This window comes from Nonomuraea sp. NPDC049152 (assembly GCF_040648355.1).
Classification (GTDB): domain Bacteria; phylum Actinomycetota; class Actinomycetes; order Streptosporangiales; family Streptosporangiaceae; genus Nonomuraea.
This window is the reverse complement of sequence record NZ_JBEZDO010000003.1, coordinates 371,675-393,513: the sequence shown is the minus strand read 5'-3', so window position 1 is coordinate 393,513 and position 21,839 is coordinate 371,675. Positions and strand designations below refer to the sequence as shown.

General features: G+C 70.4%; 9 protein-coding genes. 3 read left to right on the top strand and 6 right to left on the bottom strand.

The window, feature by feature from the left end; all coding sequences use genetic code 11:
* Positions 1-88 precede the first annotated feature (88 nt).
* From AB0B45_RS08305 to AB0B45_RS08280, 6 genes are all read right to left on the bottom strand, one after another.
* Positions 89-1,150, bottom strand: a complete 1,062-nt coding sequence (locus tag AB0B45_RS08305) for an acetyl-CoA acetyltransferase (protein ID WP_358127258.1) — start codon at positions 1,148-1,150, stop codon at positions 89-91.
* A gap of 704 nt (positions 1,151-1,854) precedes the next feature.
* Positions 1,855-2,760 carry a TauD/TfdA family dioxygenase gene (locus tag AB0B45_RS08300; RefSeq protein WP_358127255.1) on the bottom strand — a complete coding sequence of 302 codons (906 nt, stop codon included), beginning with the start codon at positions 2,758-2,760 and terminating at the stop codon, positions 1,855-1,857.
* 2 nt (positions 2,761-2,762) lie between these two features.
* Positions 2,763-4,037, bottom strand: a complete 1,275-nt coding sequence (locus tag AB0B45_RS08295) for an MFS transporter (RefSeq protein WP_358127253.1) — start codon at positions 4,035-4,037, stop codon at positions 2,763-2,765.
* Positions 4,009-7,890: an amino acid adenylation domain-containing protein gene (locus tag AB0B45_RS08290; protein ID WP_358127250.1), complete on the bottom strand. Its 3,882-nt coding sequence runs from the start codon at positions 7,888-7,890 to the stop codon at positions 4,009-4,011. Before AB0B45_RS08290 ends, AB0B45_RS08295 begins: the two co-directional genes overlap by 29 nt.
* On the bottom strand, positions 7,887-17,084 hold the full coding sequence (locus tag AB0B45_RS08285) for an amino acid adenylation domain-containing protein (protein WP_358127247.1): 9,198 nt from the start codon (positions 17,082-17,084) through the stop codon (positions 7,887-7,889). Before AB0B45_RS08285 ends, AB0B45_RS08290 begins: the two co-directional genes overlap by 4 nt.
* Before the next feature lie 8 nt (positions 17,085-17,092).
* The gene (locus AB0B45_RS08280) at positions 17,093-17,296 is read right to left on the bottom strand and encodes an MbtH family NRPS accessory protein (protein WP_358127244.1); all 204 of its coding nucleotides are present in this window, start codon (positions 17,294-17,296) and stop codon (positions 17,093-17,095) included.
* A gap of 512 nt (positions 17,297-17,808) precedes the next feature.
* On the opposite strand from AB0B45_RS08280, the gene AB0B45_RS08275 reads away from it, so the two are divergent.
* Genes AB0B45_RS08275 through AB0B45_RS08265 form a run of 3 tightly spaced genes read left to right on the top strand, consistent with a single transcriptional unit; the run spans position 17,809 to position 21,837 of the window.
* Positions 17,809-18,858 carry a hypothetical protein gene (locus AB0B45_RS08275; RefSeq protein WP_358127242.1) on the top strand — a complete coding sequence of 350 codons (1,050 nt, stop codon included), beginning with the start codon at positions 17,809-17,811 and terminating at the stop codon, positions 18,856-18,858.
* 16 nt (positions 18,859-18,874) lie between these two features.
* Positions 18,875-20,209: a DUF6002 family protein gene (locus AB0B45_RS08270; protein ID WP_358127239.1), complete on the top strand. Its 1,335-nt coding sequence runs from the start codon at positions 18,875-18,877 to the stop codon at positions 20,207-20,209.
* Positions 20,209-21,837: a beta-ketoacyl synthase N-terminal-like domain-containing protein gene (locus AB0B45_RS08265; protein ID WP_358127236.1), complete on the top strand. Its 1,629-nt coding sequence runs from the start codon at positions 20,209-20,211 to the stop codon at positions 21,835-21,837. The genes AB0B45_RS08270 and AB0B45_RS08265 overlap by 1 nt, the downstream gene beginning before the upstream one ends.
* Positions 21,838-21,839 lie beyond the last annotated feature (2 nt).

Sequence of the window (21,839 nt, the reverse complement as noted above, 5' to 3'; positions counted from 1 at the left end):
CAAACGGCCTCGTCGCCATCGCCCGCCGGCATCATCGGCGGTCTCGGGGCGTGGTGCAGCGGCTGACCGGCGGCAGGGCGGGAGCGGGTCAGGCGGTGAGGAGGGCGGCGCTGCCGTACGAGCCGCCGAACCCCGTCACCAGTGCGACCTCGGCCCCTGTCCGAACCTCCCGTACCGCCTGGGCCACGTTGTTGAGCCCGTGAACGTACCCCTCCGACAGCAGCCCCCCGTGCGGGTTGACCCCCGCGTGCCCTCTCGCCAACAGGTAGCTGCCGAGGTCGGCCCGTGACACCAGGCCGAAGTCTTCGAGCTGGCGCGGAACCAGCCACGAGTACGCGTCGTACAGCAGCGCGACTCGCACGTCGGTCGGCTGCATACGGGATACCGTCCACAGCATGGGGGCTACATGCGCCGAGAAGACGGCCGTGACGTCCGGCGAGCGGTCCATCGTCGAGCAGCCCGGACCGCCGCCACGTACCACGGCCTGGATCCTGGGCCCGGGCAGCGAGGCGCTGACCACCAACGCGCAGGCGCCGTCGGTCTCCTGACAACAGTCGACAGTACGCAGCGGACTGCATACAAAAGGCTTCTCCAGGTATTCACGGAGGGGAAGCGGGTCCCGTCGCAGGGCCCGCTCGTTGGACCCGGCGTTCTCTCGGGACTGGGCGACAACCGCGTGCAGGTGCTCCTCCCTGAGGCCGGTGTCGTACAGGTAGCGGGTGGCGGCCATCGCGAACATCGGGATGGGGCCCGCCATGCCGTACGGGATCGTGAAGCGCTCCTGCGGGCCCGTCGAGACGGTGTTCATGCGCTTGCCCGAGCGGCCGTTGAGGGCGCGGTAGATCAGGACGTTGCGCGCCAGGCCCGCCTCGATGAGCATCGCCGCGTCGCCGAGGATGGACGCGGCCTGGGTGCCGCCACCGGAGATGTCGTTGTGCCAGCCGAGCCTGTCGATCCGGAGTGCTCGGGCTACCTGGACGACCGGTGCGGAGTCGTTGAGGTGGTAGCTCAGGACGGCGTCGATCTCGCGGGGGTCCAGGCCCGCGTCGGCGCAGGCGAGCTGGGCCGCCTCGACCGCCAGTTCCAGCTCCGTCTTGCCGGAGGCCCGCGTGAGGGGTGTCATCCCGACCCCTGCGATGGTGCCGCGCATGCTCCTCCCGATCCTTGAGGCGAGTGGCGCTGTCGCCCTTAGACCTCTGCTGCCGTTCCGTCCCTGGCCCTGGGCGATGCCGCGGCACTCTTCCGTCCTTCAGGTCCCGCGGTTGGGGCGCGGGATGCCGCCCGCCGGCGGGGCGCGATCCGGGCGGCGGGCGGCGGTCCAGAGGCATTCACGAGGTCGCGATCCAGAAGCGGTAGGCACGGTCGCGATCGAGAAGGGTGGGCGGAGTCACGGTCAAGTGGGGTAGGAGCCGGTTGTGGCCCATAGGCGGTAGGCGTGATCGCGGTCCAGAGGCGGTAGGCGGAGTCACGATCGAGAGGGGTAGGAGCGGGTTGCCGCCCGAGGCGGAGGCGGGGTCGCGGTCGAGAGGGGTAGGGCGGGTTGTTGCCCTGAGGCGTGGGTGGGTTGTGGTCTTGAGGGGTAGGTGGGGGGTGGCCGAAGTGTCGGTGGGTGGCGGTGCGGGCAAGCCGACCGTCCGCCCGTTACGGTAGTGCGGCGCACCGAGTTAGGCAAGCGCTTGTTAGGTTATCTCTCGCCGAGAAGATCGCGATCGCCTACCATGCGGGCATGACCGAGCAGGCACCGCCCGGAGTCGACCCAACGATCCCGGGACGATGTGGCGGGCGGGAGCGTCGTCCACCGTCATCGGCCTGCCGCGGATGATCATCGTACGCGCCGCGCTCCCGCGATCGAGGTCAGATCATCGAGACGAGAATCCTCCGGTTACCGGTGTAAGCGTGCCTCCCATGCATCACCAGGAGGTTGTCGATCATCATGACGTCCCCCCGCTCCCACGGAAACGAGCACTCGTTGCGCTTGGCGACCTCCCGCACCCTACGAAGGTCATCCACGCCCAACGCACTCCCATCCCCGAAGGTCGCCTGAAGAGGAAGCTCCTCATCGGAAGAAGCCATCTCCAACAAAGCCTCAGCCTCATCGGCGGGCAAGCTGGACACGTGCCACTGCTCAGCCTGGTTGAACCAAACCTCCTCCCCCGTCACCGGGTGCAGACGAACAGCCGGCCGAACCTGCCGCACGCGCAACTCGTCGTCGTCCGTCCACCGGAACTCAGCGCCGGTCTCGGCGAGGGCACGCTCGACCTCACCCCGATCCTCGGTCTCGTAGGTGTCCTGCCAGGACTTACCGAGCCCGAACCCGCCGTGCAGGTTCTGCAGGTAGGCGACCCCAAGAGACGTGAACCGCGAACGCACCTCAGGCGAGAGCCCGGTCAGCACGGCACGCGAATCGGACACAGGAGTGGCGCCACCGGTAGCAGGAGCCTGATCACAGTAGAAGAACAACCGCGAAGGCCACCGGTGAGCATAGGACAGCTCATTGTGCAGAGAGATCTCGTACTCGGCCGGATACTCGGTGGACGTCCACACGCCGCTCTGTACGGCGACGCGAGGCGAGTTGCCATGGCGGTAGTTCGTGAACGGCTCCCCGAAGGTCCTGACGAACTCGTGGAACGCAGCAGGCGAGTCAACGCCAAGCCCTCGAAAGAGGACAGCGCCGTGCTGAAGCAACAGCGAATCAGCGGAGTCGCGGTCGAGAGAGCCCAGAACAGCGATGGTCGTCGCGCCAGAAGTGATCTTGTCCATGGTCAGTGCTCCTGCGGTTCCGGCATGCCCTTGGTGCGAGGGATCGGGGAGAGCGCCAGCACGATGATCGGGATCACCGCGCCCGCGGCGCAGATGAGCAGGGTGGTACGAAGGCCGATGCCTTCGGCGAGAAGGCCCATGAGCAGGGCGCCCACGGGTGCCAAGCTGAGAGCGACGGCCCGCTGCGAGGCCATGACCCGGCCCTGGAGGTGCTCCGGGGTGGCGCCCATGCGGAGGGTGCCGCTGGACACCATGGCGATGGGGCCGGTGATGCCGAGCAGGAACTGCGCGAGGCCGATCATGGTGACGAGCAGCCAGGTGGGTCCGGTGGCCAGGCCGATGAGGAAGAGCGAGAGATTGCCGATGACGGTCATCCAGAAGAAGGATGGCCCGATGCCGATCTTCTTCATGGACCTGACGGCCAGGAGCGAGCCCAGGATGGCGCCGGGCCCGCCGATGGCCAGCAGGATGCCGACCCAGTACACCGGCAGGCCCAGGCCCTTGATGACCCAGATGGGCAGTAGCACCTCGATGCCGGTGTAGAAGAACATGTAGAAGCCGGCGGCGATCATGCTGGGGCGGATCAGCGAGTCGCGCAGCACCCAGCGCAGGCCCTCGGCGATGGAGGAGAAGACGCCGGGCCGGTCCTCGCCGCGCTCCGGTACGGGCTCGGGTTTGCGGATGAGCGCGCAGCTGATCGCGGAGACGACCAGCGTCACCACGTCGACGATCAGAACCTGGACCGCGATGAAGGCGTTGACCAGCACGGAGCCGACGCTGTTGCCCGCGACTCGGGCGACGGAGTTGCTCAGCTGGAGCTTGGCGTTGCCGTCGCCGATGAACTCCCGTCCCACCAGGAACGGCAGGTGCGACATGTTCGCGACCTCGAAGAACACGAACAGCACGACGGACAGGAAGGAGATCGCGCCGAGCCAGAAGAGCGTCAGCATGTCCGCGGCGTAGAGGCCGATGACCGCCAGGAGGAGTACGGCGCGGCCGATGTCAGCGGCGATCATGGTGGGCCGCTTGCGGAACCTGTCGGCCCAGAACCCGGCGAACAGGAACAGCAGGAACGGCAGCCGCCCGACCGCGCCCAGCGTGCCGACCTCGGCCTCGGTGGCGCCCAGCACGACGATGGCGACCAGCGGCATGGCCACGACGGTGATCTGACCACCGAACTGGGAGGTGCTGTAACCGACCCAGAGTTTGAGGAAGTCACGATGCTTCCAGAGGCTTGTCGGTTCTGCCTCAGTGGCGGGCGCGGTGTTCGAGACCACGGTCCATCCACCTCCTCCATGCGTTGGCGGTCCGGGTGACGTAGGGGTTGTAGAGCGCGCTGAAGCGCGCGCCGGGGATGAGCCCGGTCTCCAGGTTCGGGACGAACGCCCGCCACCCGTAGTCCTCGTCGGGCGGGGCGTTGTCCTCCTCGGGGATCAGCAGGATCGCCGGCCCGTCGAAGGTGTCGTGCTTGTAGCGCCCCACCGCGTGCGCGTTTGCGCGGAAGACCTCGACGTAGCGCTGGATCTGGTCGAGGTCGGCGCTCTCCGTGCGGAGCTGGCCTTCCTTGGTGGCGGCGTTGACGATGGCCAGCAACCGTTCAGCCGGCTCCATCAGGCTCAGCTCGCGGGGGTCGAGCGAGGTGGCTCCGCCTGCCAACGCGTGAACCATGAGCGCGGTGTCGTCCTCCAGCGTCGAGCCGGCGACCGGCTCCTCCGCCGAGGACCAGGCCAGGAAGACGTACGGCACGGCGTGGCCGTCCTTGCGCAGCCGGCGGGCCACTTCGAGGGCGATGTTCCCGCCGATGCAGAAGCCGCCGACGAAGTACGGCCCGGCGGGGAAGAGCTCGCGGATGTAGCCGGCGTAGGTCTCGGCCATCTCGTCGATGGTGGTCTGTACGGCGTCGCCCTCGGTCAGCCCGTGCGCGGGGATGGCGTAGACCGGCTGGTCGTCACCCAGGTGCTGGGCGAGCGGCCGGTACCGGAAGACCTGCCCGCCCAGAGCGTGGATGAGGAAGAGGGGCGGACGATTGCCCGCGGTGCGCAGCGGCACGACCCGGCCACGGGAGATCGGGTTCTCGCCCTCGTCCGCCAGGGCTTCGGTGAGCTGGGCGATCGTCGGCGCGGCGAGCACCGTGGCCACCGGGATCTCCCTGCCGAGCGCCTGCCGCATCCGCAGGGCCAGGCGGAGCGCCAGCAGCGAGTGTCCGCCCAGGTCGAAGAAGTCGTCACGGATGCCGGGACGCTCCACGCCGAGGATCTCCGCCCAGATCCCGGCGAGGGTCTCTTCCAGCTCGTCCCGGGGTGCTTCGTAGGGAGCCCGGGCCACCGGCGCCGGGTCCGGGAGTGCCTTGCGGTCGAGCTTGCCGTTGGCGGTGACGGGCAACCGGTCCAGCTCGGTGAAGGAGGAGGGCACCATGTGGTCGGGCAGCCGCTGGCGAAGGAATCCCGCCAGCTCCTCCTGTTCCGCGGTGCCGACCACGTAGGCCGCCAGTACGCCGCCGACAGGCCGCACTGCCGCCGCCTGCACGCCAGGGTGCTGAGCCAGGACGGCCTCGATCTCGCCGAGCTCCACCCGCATGCCGCGGACCTTCACCTGGTCGTCGATGCGGCCCAGGTAGTCGACCTCGCCATCGGGCAGCCAGCGTGCCAGGTCACCGGTCCGGTACAACCGCGACCCTGGCGGGCCGTAAGGGTCCGGCGCGAAACGCTCCGCGGTCAGACCTGGCCGCGCGGCATACCCCTGCGCGACCTGCACTCCGCCGATGCACAACTCGCCTGCGGTCCCGACCGGAACCCGGCGCAGTTCGGCATCGAGGATCTCGATCCGCGTGGCCCTGATCGGCGCCCCGATCGGCGTCCGCTCCTCGCCCACCCGGCACGCATGCCAGGTGACATCGACGGCGGCCTCGGTCGGACCGTAGAGGTTGTGCACCTCGACGCCGGGCCACACTGAGTGCACCCGAGCCACCAGAGAAGAAGGCAGCGCCTCGCCCGAGCAGACGACCCGCCGCAACGACGGCACGTCCAGATCCGGGACTTCCGTGACCGCGTCCAGCATCGACGGCACGAAATGCGCCATCGACACGCTGTGAGCGCGCATCAGCTCGACCAACGCGGCCGCGTCCAGGTGAACACCTGGTGGCGCCACCACCAGCCCTGCCCCCTCCATGAGGGGCCAGAACAGCTCCCACACCGACACGTCGAAGGTGAACGGCGTCTTCTGCACGACCCGATCGCCGGCACCGAGCGGGAACGTCTCCCCCATCCACACCAGCCGGTTGGCGATGGCCGCGTGGGAAACGAGCACGCCCTTCGGGCGTCCCGTCGACCCGGAGGTGTAGATCAGATAGGCGGGAGCGCTCGGCGGGATCTTCAGGCCGAGAACCGGCCCATCCGCCGACTCAGAAGGAGCCACCACCACCGAATCCGGGAAACGGCCAGGCTCCCCCGTGATCACGACACGAGCCCCGGCATCACTCACCATGAAGGACAAGCGCTCATCGGGGTAATCCGGCTCCAACGGCAAGTAGGCCCCGCCAGCAGCCATCACCGCATGCACGGCCACGACCAGATCGGCACCACGCGGCAGGCACACGCCCACCACATCGCCCAGCCGCACACCCTTCTCCCGCAACACCGAGGCCAACGCGTTCACACGCGCCCCGAACTCGGCATACGTCAACCAGGAGCCATCCCAGACAGCAGGAGCATCCGGCGACGAAGCCACCCGCCGAGCCACCACCTCCGGCAACGCCACGAACTCCCGAGCCACACCCGTCGCGTTCCACCCCTCCACCGACGCCACATCGGCGACCAGGAGTTCCTCGGACTCGCGCGGGTCAGCGGCCGGATCCTCGGCGATCTTCGCGAAGACCCGGCGGTAGTGCTCTCCTGCCCGCACGACCTGATCGGCGGAGAACTGCGTGATGTCGTATTTGAGCTTCAGCTCCAGCCCGCCGACCTGCGGTGACCAGGTGAAGTTCGCGGACAGGGGCAGGTTGGTCTGCTCGAAGAACTCGCTCTCCACGACCTGGATGACGCCGCCGGGACCGAGGTCCTGGTAGACGTGGAAGTCGCGATAGTCGAAGAGCACGTCGATCAGGGGAGAGCGCTGGCTGAGACGCTGCATCTCGAACAGCGGATACAGCCGGTGCGGCAGGAACGCCACCTCCGCAGCGAAGACCCGCCTGATCAGCTCTTCCCAGCTCGGCACGTCGGTGCGCACCCTCACCGGCACGCTGTTGAGGAACAGCCCGAGGACCTGCTCGGCCGCCTCGTGCTCGGGCCTGCCGTGCGTCACGAGGCCGGTGACCACGTCGCTGTCGCCCGTCAGGAGCGCCAGCACGCGTAGATGCCCGGCGAGCAGCACGGTGCGCAGCGGCACCCTGGCCTGCCGCGCCACCCGCTCCAGACCTTTGACGAGCTGATCATCAAGGGGTACGGCATGCGAAACGGTGTCCTCGGCGTCTCCCGTGCGGTAGCCGGGAAGCCTGGGCAGCGCGGTCACCGGCGCGTCGGCCAGCACGTCCCGCCAGAACTGCTCGGTCTGCGGCGAGGCCACCGCCTCCTTCTCCCGGGCGACGAAGTCACGGAAGGTGGAGGGCGGCGGTACGGCCGGCGCCTGCCGTACCCCTTGCAGCCCCGCGGCGTAGCGGTCCAGGAGCTCGGTCACCATGGAGGCGACGCTCCAGCCGTCGAGGATCGCGTGGTGGAAGCTCAGCGTGAGCGCGAACCAGTCGGTGTCGAGGTGGTGGATGACGGCGCGGAAGAGCGGCGGGGCCTCCCAGTCGAAGGGCCGGTGCTTCTCCTGCTCGCGCCAGATGCTCAGGCGCTGCCTGGGGTCCTCGAACCCGGACAGGTCGAGCTCCTGGACGGGTGGCTCGACGTCCTGCCAAACGAGCTGGATGGGCTCGTCGAAGCCGGTCAGGTCGAACGAGGTGCGCAGGACCGAGTGCCGGGCCATGACCTCGCGAAGGGCGGCGCGGAAGGCGTCGCTCTGGTACGGCCCGCGCAGGATCAGCGTGAAGACGTCGTGGTAGGTAGCGGAATCTTCCTGGTAGGCGCTGTGGAAGAGCATCCCTGACTGCAACGCGGTCAGCGGGTAGGCGTCCTCGAGTTCCAGAGCCGTCAACGCTTGCCTCCTTGGAAACGCTGCTTCAGCCGGTCCAGGTCCGCGGCGCCGAGCATGCTGAACGCCTCGCTGCTGCGGCTCTCGTTCACCGTCCCGGTGGTGACCACCTGGGCGAGCTCGCGCACCGTCTGATGGACGAAGATGTCCTCGAGCGCGAGGGTGTATCCGCGGGCCCGGAGGCGCGCGACGATCTTGAGCGATCTGATGGAGTCCCCTCCCAGCGCGAAGTAGCTGTCGTGGGCGCCTGGCGTCGGGACGCCCAGCACCTCCGCCCAGACCGCGGCCAGCGCCCGCTCGATCTCACCGCTCGGTTCCTCGTACGGCACTCCGACCGGGCCCTGCGGTTCGGGGAGCGCCTTGCGGTCGAGCTTGCCGTTGGCGGTCACCGGCAAGCGGTCCAGCACCGTGAAGGAGGCGGGCACCATGTGCTCGGGCACCCTCTGGCGCAGGAAGCCGGCCATGTCCTCCGGATCCGCCGTGCCGACGAAGTAGGCCGCCAGCGCGCCGCCGACCGGACGGACCGCAGCCGCCTGGACGCCAGGGTGCTGAGCCAGGACGGCCTCGATCTCGCCGAGCTCCACCCGTATGCCGCGGATCTTCACCTGGTCGTCGATGCGGCCCAGGTAGTCGACCTCGCCATCGGGCAGCCAGCGGGCCAGGTCGCCCGTGCGGTACAACCGCGACCCGGGTGGTCCGAACGGATCGGGGACGAACCGATCGGCCGTCAGGCCCGGCCGCGCGGCATACCCCTGGGCCACCTGCACTCCGCCGATGCACAGCTCGCCGGCGGCGCCCACGGGCACCCGGCGCAGGTCGGCGTCGAGGATCTCGATGCGCGTCGCCCTGATCGGAGCCCCGATCGGCGTGCGCTCCTCGCCCACCTGACAGGCGTGCCAGGTGACGTCCACCGCCGCTTCGGTCGGGCCGTAGAGGTTGTGCACCTCCACGCCGGGCCATGCTGAGTGCACCCGAGCCACCAGAGAAGAAGGCAGCGCCTCACCCGAGCACACGATCCGCCGCAACGACGGCACCGCCATGTCCGGCTCCTCCAGCACCGCGTCCAGCATCGACGGCACGAAGTGCACCATCGACACGCTGTGAGCGCGCATCAGCTCGACCAACGCGTCCGCATCGCGATGAGCCCCAGGAGGTGCCACCACCAGCCCGGCCCCCTCCATGAGGGGCCAGAACAGCTCCCACACCGACACGTCGAAGGTGAACGGCGTCTTCTGCATGACCCGATCACTGGAGGTCAGGGGGAAGGCCTCCCCCATCCACACCAGCCGGTTGGCGATGGCCTCATGGGAGACGAGCACCCCCTTCGGACGGCCGGTGGAGCCGGATGTGTAGATCAGATAGGCGGGGGCGCTGGGCGGGATCCGGACACCCAGCGGAGCCGGGTCCCCTGACGCGGCCGGACTCACCGTCACCCCGGGGAAGCGCTCCGGCTCCTCGGTGATCACGACACGAGCCCCGGCATCACTCACCATGAAGGACAAGCGCTCATCGGGGTAGCCGGGCTCCAACGGCAAGTAGGCCCCACCAGCAGCCATCACCGCATGCACGGCCACGACCAGATCGGCACCACGCGGCAGGCACACGCCCACCACATCGCCCAGCCGCACACCCTTCTCCCGCAACACCGAGGCCAACGCGTTCACACGCGCCCCGAACTCGGCATACGTCAACCAGGAGCCATCCCAGACAGCAGGAGCATCCGGCGACGAAGCCACCCGCCGAGCCACCACCTCCGGCAACGCCACGAACTCCCGAGCCACACCCGTCGCGTTCCACCCCTCCACCGACGCCACATCGGCGACCAGGAGGGGCAGCTCGGAGACGGGCAGATCAGGATCGGCGACGGCGGCGGACAGGAGAGCGACGAAGTGCTCGGCCAGCCGCGAAACCGTGTCAGCGTCGAAGAGGTCTGTGCGGTACTCGAAGATCCCACCGAGCTGGCCGGGGAAGCGCTGGAGATACAGCGACAGGTCGAACTTGGCGGTGGTCGTGCCCGAGCTCACCCACTCGGCTTCCAGCTCGCCGACGCGGAGCTCGGACCGCTCCGCGTCCTCCAGGCTGAAGAGCGCCTGGACCAGCGGCGTGCTGCCAAGATCGCGACGCGGTTGCAGGTCCTCGACGAGCGCCTCGAAGGGCACCTCCGAGTTGGCGAAAGCCTCGAGCGCGGTGTTCCTGGCCCGGCCGATCAGCTCTCGGAAGGTGGGGTCGCCGGAGCAGTCGGTGCGCAGCACGAGGGTGTTGAGGAAGAAGCCGATCAGCGGCTCCAGCTCCGGCCGGGGCCGCTCGGCAGCGGGTGTGCCGACCACGATGTCCCGCTGTCCGGTGTGGCGGGCGAGCAGAACGGTGAAGGCGGCCAGAAGCGTCATGAAGAGCGACGCGTTCTCGTCCGCGCCGAGCAGCCGGAGGCGTTCGGAGACCTCCGGAGAGATCATGAACGGGACGTTGCCTCCGTCATGACCTCTGCGAGCGGGACGCGGCTTGCTCGTCGGGAGCTCCAGGCGTTCCGGCATGCCCGCCAGCCGCTCGCGCCAATAGGCCAGCTGGGTGTCGCGCAGCTCGCCCTCGACCCGCTCCCGCTGCCAGGCCGCGTAATCGACGTACTGCACGGCTAGGTCAGGCAGCTCGCGACCCGCATAAAGCTCACCCAGCTCCCGGGCGAACAGTCCGGACGACCACGCGTCGTTGGCCACGTGATGGATCGTCACCAGCAGCTCGTGATCATCCAATGCGTGCCGTACCAGAGCGGCCCGGATCGGCGGCTCCACCGTCAGATCGAACCGTCGAGCGCCGAAGGCCTGCAGTTCCTCCGACCGAACCACCTCGAACGGCACAGCGGCCTCGGCCGCCACCGACACGAACACATCGTCGTCACGCTGCACGAACCGCGATCGCAGCACCTCGTGCCTGACGGCCATCGCGACCAGCGCACGCTCCAGCGCCGCCACATCCAGCGGGCCCCGCAGCCGCAACCACACCTGCGTGTTGTAAACAGCCAGCTCCCGCTCCAGCTGGTCCAGGAACCACAGCCGCCGCTGGCCGTACGACACGGGCAGCAACCCGTCACGCGGGATGGGCACCACCTCGACCGAGGTGGCGGTGTGGGCGGCGGCGATGCGCTCCGCCAGGCCGGCCACATTCGGCGCCTCGAACAGGGCTCGGACCGGCAGCTCGATGCCGAAGGCGGCGCGCAGGCGGGTGACGACCTTGATGGCCAGCAACGAGTGGCCGCCGAGCGTGAAGAAGCCGTCCTCCCGGCCGACCGGACCGGTTTCCAGCACCGACTCGAACAGCGTCGCGACCAACTCCTCCACCGGACCCTGCGGCGGGGTGCCCGCGGAGTCCTGCTGCACCTGACCGGGCTCAGGCAAGGCGGCGCGGTCGAGCTTGCCGTTGGCGTTGGTCGGGAGCTCGTCGAGGAAGGTGAACGAGGCCGGGATCATGTGCTCGGGCAGCCGCTCGCGCAGGAGGCCGGTGAGCGCCGCCGGGTCGGCCGTGCCGACCACGTAGGCGGCGAGCAAGCCCCGCACGGGCTGCACCACCGCGCTCCTGACCGCGGGGTGCGCGGCCAGGAGCGACTCGATCTCCCCGGGCTCGACGCGCATGCCACGGATCTTGACCTGGCCGTCCATCCGGCCCAGGTAGTCGACCTCGCCGTTCGGCAACCAGCGGGCCAGGTCGCCGGTGCGGTACATCCGCGCGCCGGCCGGGCCGTACGGGTCGGGTACGAACTGCCGGGCGGTCAGCCCGGGACGCCGCGCATAGCCGTTTGCCACGCCGATGCCGGCGATGCACAGCTCCCCGGGAGTGCCGACGGGAACGCGGCGCAGGTCGGAGTCGAGGATCTCGATCCTGATGCCCCGGATGGGCGCGCCGATCGGCGTGCGGAGCTCGTCCGGCTCGGACTTGTGCCAGGTCACCTCGATGGCGGCCTCGGTGGGACCGTAGAGGTTGTGCACCTCGATGCCCGGGAGCCGCTCGTGCACTCGTGCAACCAGGGAGGACGGCAGCGCCTCGCCGGAGCAGTAGACCCGGCGCAGCGAGGGCAGGTCGAGGACCGGTTCGTCCAGGAGCGCGTCCAGCATCGACGGCACGAAATGCACGGTGGTCACGCCGTGAGTCGCGAGGAGGCGGACCAGCGCGGCCGGGTCGCGGTGCGCGTCGGGGGCGGCGACCACGAGCCCTGCCCCGGCGATGAGCGGCCAGAACAGCTCCCAGACCGACACGTCGAAGGTGAAGGTCGTCTTCAGCAGGACCCGATCCTCGGCGGTGAGCCGGAAGGCGTGATCGGTCCAGGTCAGCCGGTTGACGATGGCCTCGTGGGAGTTGAGCACGCCCTTCGGCACGCCCGTCGACCCGGAGGTGTAGATCAGGTAGGCCGGGGCGGTCGGCGGGATCGCAAGGTCGAGCGGCCCGTCCGCGGACGCGGTCGGAGCCACCGTGACAAGCCCAGGGAAGCGCTCAGGCTCCTCAGTGATCACCACGCCGGCGCGGGCGTCCTCGACCATGAAGTCCAGCCGCTGGTCGGGGTAGCCGGGATCGAGTGGCAGGTAGGCAGCCCCGGCAGCCACCACCGCGTGGACGGCCACGACCAGGCCGACGCTCCGCGGCAGGCAGACGCCGACCACATCGCCCAGCCGTACGCCCTGCTCGCGGAGCACCGAAGCCAGCCCATGAACCCGCGCGCCGAACTCGGCGTACGTCAACCAGGAGCCGTCCCAGACAGCCGGCGCATCCGGCGACGAAGCCACCCGCCGGTCCAGCAGTTCGGCCAGGGAGGCGTACTCCTCCGGCGTACCCGTGTCGTTCCACTGCTCCACCAGCGCCTCGTCGGCGGCGGTCAGCGCGGGCAGGGCCGACATCGGCTGCTCGGGCCCGGCCGCGACGGCGGCCAGCACCTCGGTGTAGAGCGCGGCGATGCGCCGGGCAGTGGCCTCGTCGAACAGGTCGGTGCGGTATTCCAGGATGCCGCCGACCCCGCCGGGCTCCCGCCGCAGGTACATGGTGAGGTCGAACTTGGCCGTCGAGGTGCCGGTTCCCCGCCACTCCATGGTCAGCCCGCCCGAGCTCACCGCGGGGCGGTCGGCGTCCTCCAGGCTGAAGAGCACCTGGACCAGTGGCGTCGCGCCCAGGTCGCGCTCGGGCTGCAGCTCCTCGATGAGCGCCTCGAAGGGCACCTCGGAGTTGGCGAAGGCCTCGAGCGTGGTGGTCCTGACCTGCTTGAGCAGATCGCGGAAGGTGGGGTCGCCCGAGGTGTCGGTGCGCAGCACCAGCGTGTTGAGGAAGCAGCCGATCAGCGACTCCAGCTCGGGCCGGGGCCGCTCGGCCGCGGGCGTGCCGACCACGACGTCCCGCTGCCCGGTCGCGCGGGAGAGCGCGATCGAGAGCGCAGCGACCATGGTCATGAAGAGGGAGGCGTTCTCCTGCGCACCCATGGCTCGCAGCCGCTCCACGACAGGGCCCGGGATGGTGATCGGGACGTTCGCGCCCACGTAGTCCCGGCGAGCGGGGCGCGCGCGGTCGGCCGGGAGTTCCAGGCGTTCCGGCATTCCGGCGAGCCGCTTGCGCCAGTAGGCCAGCTGCGTGTCGCGCAGCTCGCCCTCGACCCGCTCCCGCTGCCAGGCTGCGAAGTCGGCGTACTGCACGGTCAGCTCCGACAACGCCCGGCCCGCGTAGCACTCACCCAGCTCACGGGCGAACAGCACCGCCGACCACGCATCGGTGACGACGTGGTGCAGCGTCACCAGCAACTCGTGTTCATCCACGGCCTGCCGTACCAGAGCAGCCCGGATCGGCGGTTCGGCGGTCAGATCGAACCGGCGGGCACCGCAGGCCTCCAGCTCGGAAGGCTCCACCACCTCGAAGGGCACGACGGCCTCGGCCGCCACCGACACGAACAGGTCGTCGTCGCGCTGCACGAACCGCGACCGCAACACCTCATGGCGGGCGGCCACCATGACCAGGGCACGTTCCAGCGCCGCCACGTCCAGGGCGCCGCGGAGTCGTAGCCTCACATGCGTGTTGTAAACGGCCAGCTCCGGCTCCAGCTGGTCCAGGAACCACAGCCGGCGCTGCGAGTAGGAGGCGGGAAGCAGGCCGTCTCGGGGCACGGGGACGACCGGCGGGACCTGCTCGGCACTGCGGCCCTGCGCCGCGGCCACCAGGGCGGCGACCCCGGCGACCGTGGGCGACTCGAACAGCGCCCTGGGCGAGAGCCCGACGCCGAAGGCCTTGCGCAGGCGGCCCATCAGCTTGATGGCCAGCAGGGAGTGGCCGCCCAGTGCGAAGAAGCCGTCGTCCCGGCCGACGGGACCGGTCTCCAGCAGCGCCTCGAACAGGCCGGCCACCAGCTCCTCCACCGGGCCGCGCGGAGGCACCCGCTCGGCCTCCACGGCGTCGGGCGGGTCGGGCAGCCTGGACCGGTCGACCTTGCCGTGCGCGGCCAGCGGCAGCGCGGGCAGCTCGACCAGGTGCGCGGGGATCAGGTAGGCGGGCAGGCGCTCGGCCAGGTAGCCGGGCAGCTGCCGGGTGTCGCCGACGACGTAGGCCACCAGCTCGGGCTCGTCCTGCCCGCGCACGACCACCACGCAGTCGGTGACGGCGGGATGGGCGGCCAGGACGGCCTGCACCTCTCCGGGTTCGACCCGGTGCCCGCGGATCTTGACCTGGCCGTCCGCACGGCCGAGGAACTCGATGGCGCCGCCAGGCAACCGCCGTGCCCGGTCGCCGGTGCGATAGATCCGCGCACCCGGCCGGCCGAAGGGATGGGGGACGAAGACGGCGGCGGTCTGTCCTGGCCGGCCCAGGTAGCCGCGGGCGACGGTGACGCCGCCGATGCACAGCTCGCCGACGACCCCGTCGGGCACCGGGCGCAGGTCCTCATCGAGGATGTATGCCTCGGCATGGGGCAGCGGGAAGCCGATGGGCGTGACCGCACCCGCTCCGGCCGGCTCCTGATCGCCTGCGAGGCCGAGCACGCCGACGGTGGTCTCGGTGGGGCCGTAGTGGTTGACGACCGCGGGGCCGTGCGGACGCGCGCGCAGCTGCCGTACCCAATCCCAGCGGGACGCCTCGCCGCCGAACACCAGCGTGCGCGCGGGCAACTGGTCGAGCTGCAGGGCGGCCAGATGCGAGGGCGTGATCTTCAGCAGGTCGATCCGGTCGCGCCGGAGGTGCTCGGCGATCCACGCGGCGTCGGTCGCGCGCTCCCGCGGAGCCAGGTGGAGCGTGCCGCCGGTGAGCAGCGAACCGTGGAAGACGGTGACGCTGAAGTCGAAGGTCAGCGGCTGCAACATCGAGTGGCGCAACCCCGGCGCCAGGCCGAGCAGCCCGCTGACCCCGGCCACGTAGGCCGTGAGGTGCCGGTCGGCGATGCCCACCCCCTTGGGCAGGCCGGTCGAGCCGGAGGTGTAGATCACGTAGGCGAGCGTGTCCGGGTGGCGGGTGATCTCGGGAGCCGTCTCCGGCAGCTCATCCGTCTCGCGCACGTCGATGACCGGAAGGTCGGTCTCGAATTCCGCGCTGGTGAGTACGGCTGTCGCACCGGAGTCGGCCAGCAGCCGGCGCAGCCGCTCCACGGGGTGCTCCAGGTCCAGCGCCAGGTAGGCGGCGCCCGCCTTGAGCACGGCGAGCACGGCCACGGCGAGCTCGACGTCGGTGTCCAGGAAGATCGCCACCGGGTTGTCGGGGCGGGCCACCCCGGCCAGGCGGTGGGCCAGCCGGTTGGACCTGCGGTCCAGCTCGGCGTAGGTCAGGCTGCGTCCCTGGGCGTCGGCCACCGCCACCTGGTCGGGGCGGGCGGCTACCTGGGCCGCGAAGGCCTCCGTCACGGTGTCGTACTCGGCGCTGAACGGTGGTGGCGCCGTGGTGAGGCGCTCCTCCTCGCCGGGCAGCAGGAGCGGCAGGTCGGCCAGGGAGGTCTCCGGCGCGGCCAGCGCGGCGTCGAGCAGGTTGCGGTAGCGGGCGGCGAAATCCCTCGCCCAGGCCTCGTCGAACAGCGCGGCCGCATACTCGATGCGCCCGTCGATGCGCCCGTCCACCTCAGCGAGGTCGATCAGCAGGTCCACCTTGGCGGTGCCGTTGCGTACCTGCCCGTTGGTCACCAGAGAGGGCAGCAGGTTGAACACGACCTGGTGCAGCGGCGCACCCACGCCGTCCGAACGGTCCGGTCGGAGCTCCTCGACGAGCCGCTCGTAGGGCACCTCGGTGTGATCGAGGGCGTCGAAGACCGCGGTCCGCACCCGGTCGACCAGCTCATCGAAACTCACCTCCCGCGCGCACTCGGTGCGCAGCAGCAGGGTGTTGACGAAGTTGCCGATCAGAGGCTCCAGCTCGGGCAGCGGCCGCCCGCCCACCGGGGAGCCCACCACCACATCTGCCCGCCCGGCCAGGCGAGACAGCAACGCCTTGAGCCCGGCCAGCAACACCACGAAGGGCGTCGTCCGCCGCTCCCGCGCCATCCGGTGCACACCCTGCACGGTGGCGGCGGGCAGCTCGAAGCCGATGTCGCCGCCGGCGTGCCGCGGGAGGCCGGGGTCGGGCGCCCGGGGCGACAGACGCAGCGGCTCGGGCAGGTCGGCGAGCTGCTTGCGCCAGTAGCCGAGCTGGTCGGTCAGCTCGGCGCCCTCCCACCGGCCGTGCTGCCAGGCGGCGAAGTCGCCGTACTGGATGGGCAGCTCGGGAAGGTCGGCCTCGCCGAAACAGGCCAGGAAGTCCCGCTGGAAGATCGCCACGGAAGCCGCGTCGAAGGCGACGTGATGCACGGTGAAGAAGAGGTGGTCGCGCTCGTCCCCGGTGCGGATCAGGCGCGCCCGCCACAGCGGGGCCTGATCGAGCGGGATGGACCGGGCAGCGTCGGCCTCACGCACCTGGGCGAGCCTTGCCTGCTGCTCATCGGCGGGGAGTCCGCGCAGGTCGGTGACCGGGACCTCGATCGGGACCTCGGGCAACACGATCTGGGTCGGCACGCCGTCGCGGTTCTCCAGCGCGGTTCGCAGCACCTCGTGGCGGGCGACGACCCTGGCGAGGGCGGCGGTCACGGCGTCAGGCTCGGCACCGGCCGGCAGGCCGGTGCCGAACGGGATGTTGTAGACGGCGAGCCCAGGTTCCAGCTGGTCCACAAACCAGAGGCGCTCCTGCGCGAAAGAGGCAGGAAGCGCGAAACCGGACGTCTGATCCATGGGCGCGCTCACGCCCGCTCGGACTCCTGCATGGCCTCACGCAGGCTGCGGGGCCTCATGTCCGTCCACACCTTGTCAACATGCTCAAGGCAGCTATTCCGGTCACCCGAAAATCCTTCATCCCGCCAGCCGGTCGGCGTGGGGCGATCTGATGCCCAGATCGAGTACTGCTCTTCGTGGTTGATCACTACCTTGTAGTCGCCACTGGGCATGGGTACGCGTATCTCCCTTTCGCCGCGTCAGGGGTTGCCCGACACGCCAAAGAACAATGTGGGACCTAGGGCCGCAAAATACGACTAGTTACGGCCAGTAATGGAACAGCAGCGCCTTTATTGGGCCCTGACAGCACCAGTAGTCGCTTTCAACGAAGTGCCGCCGATTGAAGTCCACAGGAACCCGGCAAGTCAACTCATGTCGGGAGAACCGCACCTATCGATCACTGACAGTGTTCATGACCCTAAAATGGTGGATTGACAGCACCTCGGTGAACTGTGGAATATAGGCCGGGCCCAAACTCGCCACAACAGTTTGGGGTCATAACGGGCGATCCGTCCGTTTTGGGGGTTAATCCTTAATTCCGTGCTTACCAGCATGTAGAGAGGCATCAGTCCAGCATGGCGGTGCAGAGTTACCTCTCCGTTGCCGGCCAGAACAGCATGACCGAGCTTGTCGGGGGCATCGACAGACGCAGTGATCTGGTCATGGGGCCGACGGAGGAGAGCCCATGACCGAGCTGGCAGTCATCGGCACCGGTGGTCTGGCCAGAGCCGTTTGTTATGCCCTGGCCGTGACCGGGCCGCCGGCTCGGATCACCGTGATCGGGCGCGATCCGGCTCGGACCGCCGAGCTATGCCATGTTGGTATGGCCAGAGCCGCACTCGCCGGCTCCAACGTGACCTTCCGCCCCGTGACGGGCTCTCTGCCCGAGGCCTTGGCGACCGCCGCTCCGGCGGGCGTGCTGTTGGCCGCCTCCAGCCAATCCCCCTGGGAGTCTCTCAGCTCCCCCTCGGCGTGGACCGCCCTGCTCCGGCGCGGCGGCTTCGGACTCACCCTGCCGTTCCAGGCCGAGTCCGCCGTCCGCGTGGGCACGGCACTCGCCTCGGCCAGCCCTGGGTCCTGGTTCGTCAACGCCTGCTTCCCCGACGCGGTCAACCCCGTGCTGGCCGCGTGTGGCGTCCCGGTGCTGTGCGGGATCGGCAACGCCGGCCTGCTGGCCGCCAGCCTCCAGACCGCCCTCGGCCTGGCCGACCAGCGAGAGCTGCAGGTGCTCGCCCACCACGTCCACCTGTACACGCCCGCCTCCCCCGAGGACGAGGCGCAGGTCTGGCACCAGGGCCGGGCGCTCACCGACGTCGGCGCACTCCTTGCCGCCCAGCGGGCCACCCCGCGCACCGAGCTCAACCACGTCACCGGCCTGACCGCCGCCCGGGTGCTGGGATGCCTGCTCACCGGCGGCGACCTGGACACCTCCCTGCCGGGCCCGCTCGGGCTGCCGGGCGGCTATCCGGTACGGCTCGCGGCCGGTCAGCTGAGCCTGCGCCTGCCGCCGGGACTGGACCGGGGCGAAGCCATCGCCTTCAACCAGCGCTCAGCCGTACAGGACGGGGTCGTCGTGGAGGGCAGGCGCGTCACCTTCGGCCCCGCCGCCCGGGAGGAGCTCGCCCGGGTCGCCCCCGACCTCGCCGACGGCTTCCACACCGCGGACCTGGACTCCGCTGCCAAAGCCTTCACCCAGCTCAGAGACCGGCTCCGAGATCTCCCCGCCTACCCCTAACGAGGTGCGCCCGACGATGCACGCAGCGAACCTGCTAATCGACTACTACGACCGCCTCCCCGCTTCGATCGCGGCCTGCGTCGACGACCTCGAACCGGTCAGATCGGACATCGGCTTCTCCCCCGGCTACCACCTGCCCGCCCTCGACGCGGATGTGGAACGTTTCCTGTCGGTGGCCACTGCCCGCTGGCAACCGCTCGGCGAGTACGGCGAGCACCGGCTGACCCTGCTCGACCTCACGGGCAACCCCGCCACGGGCACCACCAAGACCTTCGCCTCGCTGATGATCGTCGCCCGCGCGGTGGAGTACATCAGGCGGTACGGCGAAGCGGTCACGATCTTCTCGCCCACCTCGGCCAACAAGGGCGTCGCGCTGCGCGACGCGGTGCTGCGCGCGATCGAGGCCGGACTGGTCCGCCCCGACCAGCTGCGCACGGTGATCCTGGCGCCCGGCTCGTGCCTGGCCAAGCTCCGCTCCAGCCGGCTGTCCACCGATCCCGAGCTGCGCGAGCTGAACCCGATGCTCGTCTACAACGGCCCCGAGCCGGAGCAGGTCAAGGCGCTCGGCCGGGCCTTCGCCGACAAGTACGCAGGCGACCTGCGGGCCAACGGCGAAAACCTGTGGTACTCGCTGGACCTGGCCAACTATCTCGTCGCCGACACCGCCAGGGCGTACTTCGAGCACGCGGCCTCCCCTGTCACCGGGCCCCGGCTGCACGCGCACGCGGTCTCCAGCGCCTTCGGGCTGCTCGGCTACCACCGCGGCCGGGATGTGCTGGAGGACTCCGGCTCCTCGAGCCCGGAGCACCGGCCCGCCAGCCTGCTCGTGCAGCACCTCGGCACCCCGGACATGGTGCTCAACCTCCGCAACGGATCCTTCGACCGGGCCAACCTGCCCCAGTACGCCCTGGCGGACGGCCTCTACCGGCAGTCGGCCGACCCGCGCTTCCCCGCGCTGACCTACGACCCGGAAGAGGTGCTCGACCCGACCTTCTACACCCACCGGCCCGCCACCTCGCCCTCGATGAACGCGATCATCGAGCGCTCGGGCGGCGACGGCATCGTGGTCTCGCTGGCCGAATGCGTGGCCCGCTATCCGCAGGTGCGCGAGCTGCTCGCCGGGACCGGCTGCGAACTGCCCGCCGACTTCCGCCAGCTCCGGGAATGGTCCCTGGTCATGGCCCTGACGGGCGTGCTCAACGCCGTCGACCGCGGCCTGGCCGACGACTGGCGCGACGTGGTGGTGCACGGGTCGGGCCGCTACACCTCGGCGGACTACACGCCGCTCGATCCGGCGGCGATGACCGAGGTCGCGACCGTCGAGGACGTCGCCGCGGTGGTCTGCCGCTGATGTCTCTCCCGGAGGACGCGATCGCCGTCGTCGGCATGGCCGGGCGCTTCCCGGGCGCTCCCGACGTGCCCTCGCTCTGGCGCAACCTGCTCGACGGCGTGGACGCCGTGCACGACTACACCGAGGCCGAGCTGCGCGCTCTCGGGGTGGGCGAGCGGCTGCTGGCCGATCCTGCGCACGTGCGAGCGGGTGGCCGCCTGCCCGACGTGGCCGCGTTCGACGCCGACTTCTTCGGCGTGACAGCGGACGAGGCCGCCGCCATGGATCCCCAGCAACGGCTCTTCCTCGAAGAGTCCTGGGCCGCGCTGGAGGACGCGGGCTGCGACCCCGCGGCCTTCGACGGGCTGATCGGCGTCTTCTCCGGTGCCTCGGTCAACAGGCACTTCCTCTACCGGCAGTTCACCGGCGACCCGGACGAGCCGCTGGTTCCGGGCTTCGCGCCCGACTACGTGGCCGCCCAGGTGGCCTACCGGCTGGGCCTGACCGGCCCCGCCATGGCCGTGCAGACCGCCTGCTCGAGCTCGCTCACCGCAGTCTGCATGGCCGCCCAGCACCTGCTCGACTACCGCTGCGACCTGGCGCTCGCGGGCGGGGTGAGCGTCACGGAACCCCGCTTCCTGCACACGCCCGGCGGCCTGGTCTCGCCCGACGGCCGCTGCCGCGCCTTCGACGCCGCCGGTCAGGGCGGCGCCTACGGCAGCGGCGTAGCGGTCCTGGCGCTCAAGCGCCTGCAGGACGCGGTCGAGAGCCGGGACCAGGTTCTCGCCGTGCTCCGGGGCTGGGCGGTGGGCAACGACGGCGCCCGTCGGGCCGGGTTCGCCGCCCCCGGGCTCGACGGGCAGGCGAGCGTGGTGGTCGAGGCACTGGCGGACGCCGGGCTGGCGCCCGGCGCGATCGGTTTCGTCGAGGCGCACGGCAGCGGCACCGTGGTCGGGGACGCGATCGAGGTCGCCGCCCTGGCCCAGGCCTTCTCCGGTGACCCGCTGCCGCCGGGCGCCGTCGCGCTCGGCTCGATCAAGACCAACCTCGGCAACCTCGACGCGGCGGCGGGCGCGGCGGCGCTGATCAAGGCCGTGCTGGCGGTACGGCACGGCGTCATCCCGGCCAACCTCCACTTCGAGCGCGCCGATCCGGACGTCGAGTTCGGCCCCTTCCACGTGCCGGTCAAGAACGTGGCCTGGGAGGCGGAGACCCGCCGGGCCGGGGTGAGCTCCTTCGGCCTGGGCGGGACCAACGTCCACGTGATCGTCGAGCAGATCGCGGACGAACCGCCGCGCCCGGCCTCCGCCGGCTGGCGCGTCCTGCCCGTCTCGGCCCGGACGCCCGAGGCGTTGAGCCAGGCCCGCATGCGGTTGGCCGACCACCTGGAGGCGGCTCCCCGGACCGACCTGGACGACGTCGCCCACACGCTGACCGCCGGACGCCGTGCTTTCGCCTACAGGGCGGCGATCGTCTGCCGTGACCTGTCCGAGGCCGTCGCCCGGCTGCGCGGCCTGCCGTACGACGCGCCAGAGGACCTGACGCGGGCGGCCGGGGCCTGGGTGGCGGGCGACGAGCCCGCCTGGCCGTCGGCGGACGGCCGCATCGTCTCCCTGCCCGCCTACCCGTTCCAACGGCAGGAGGTCTGATC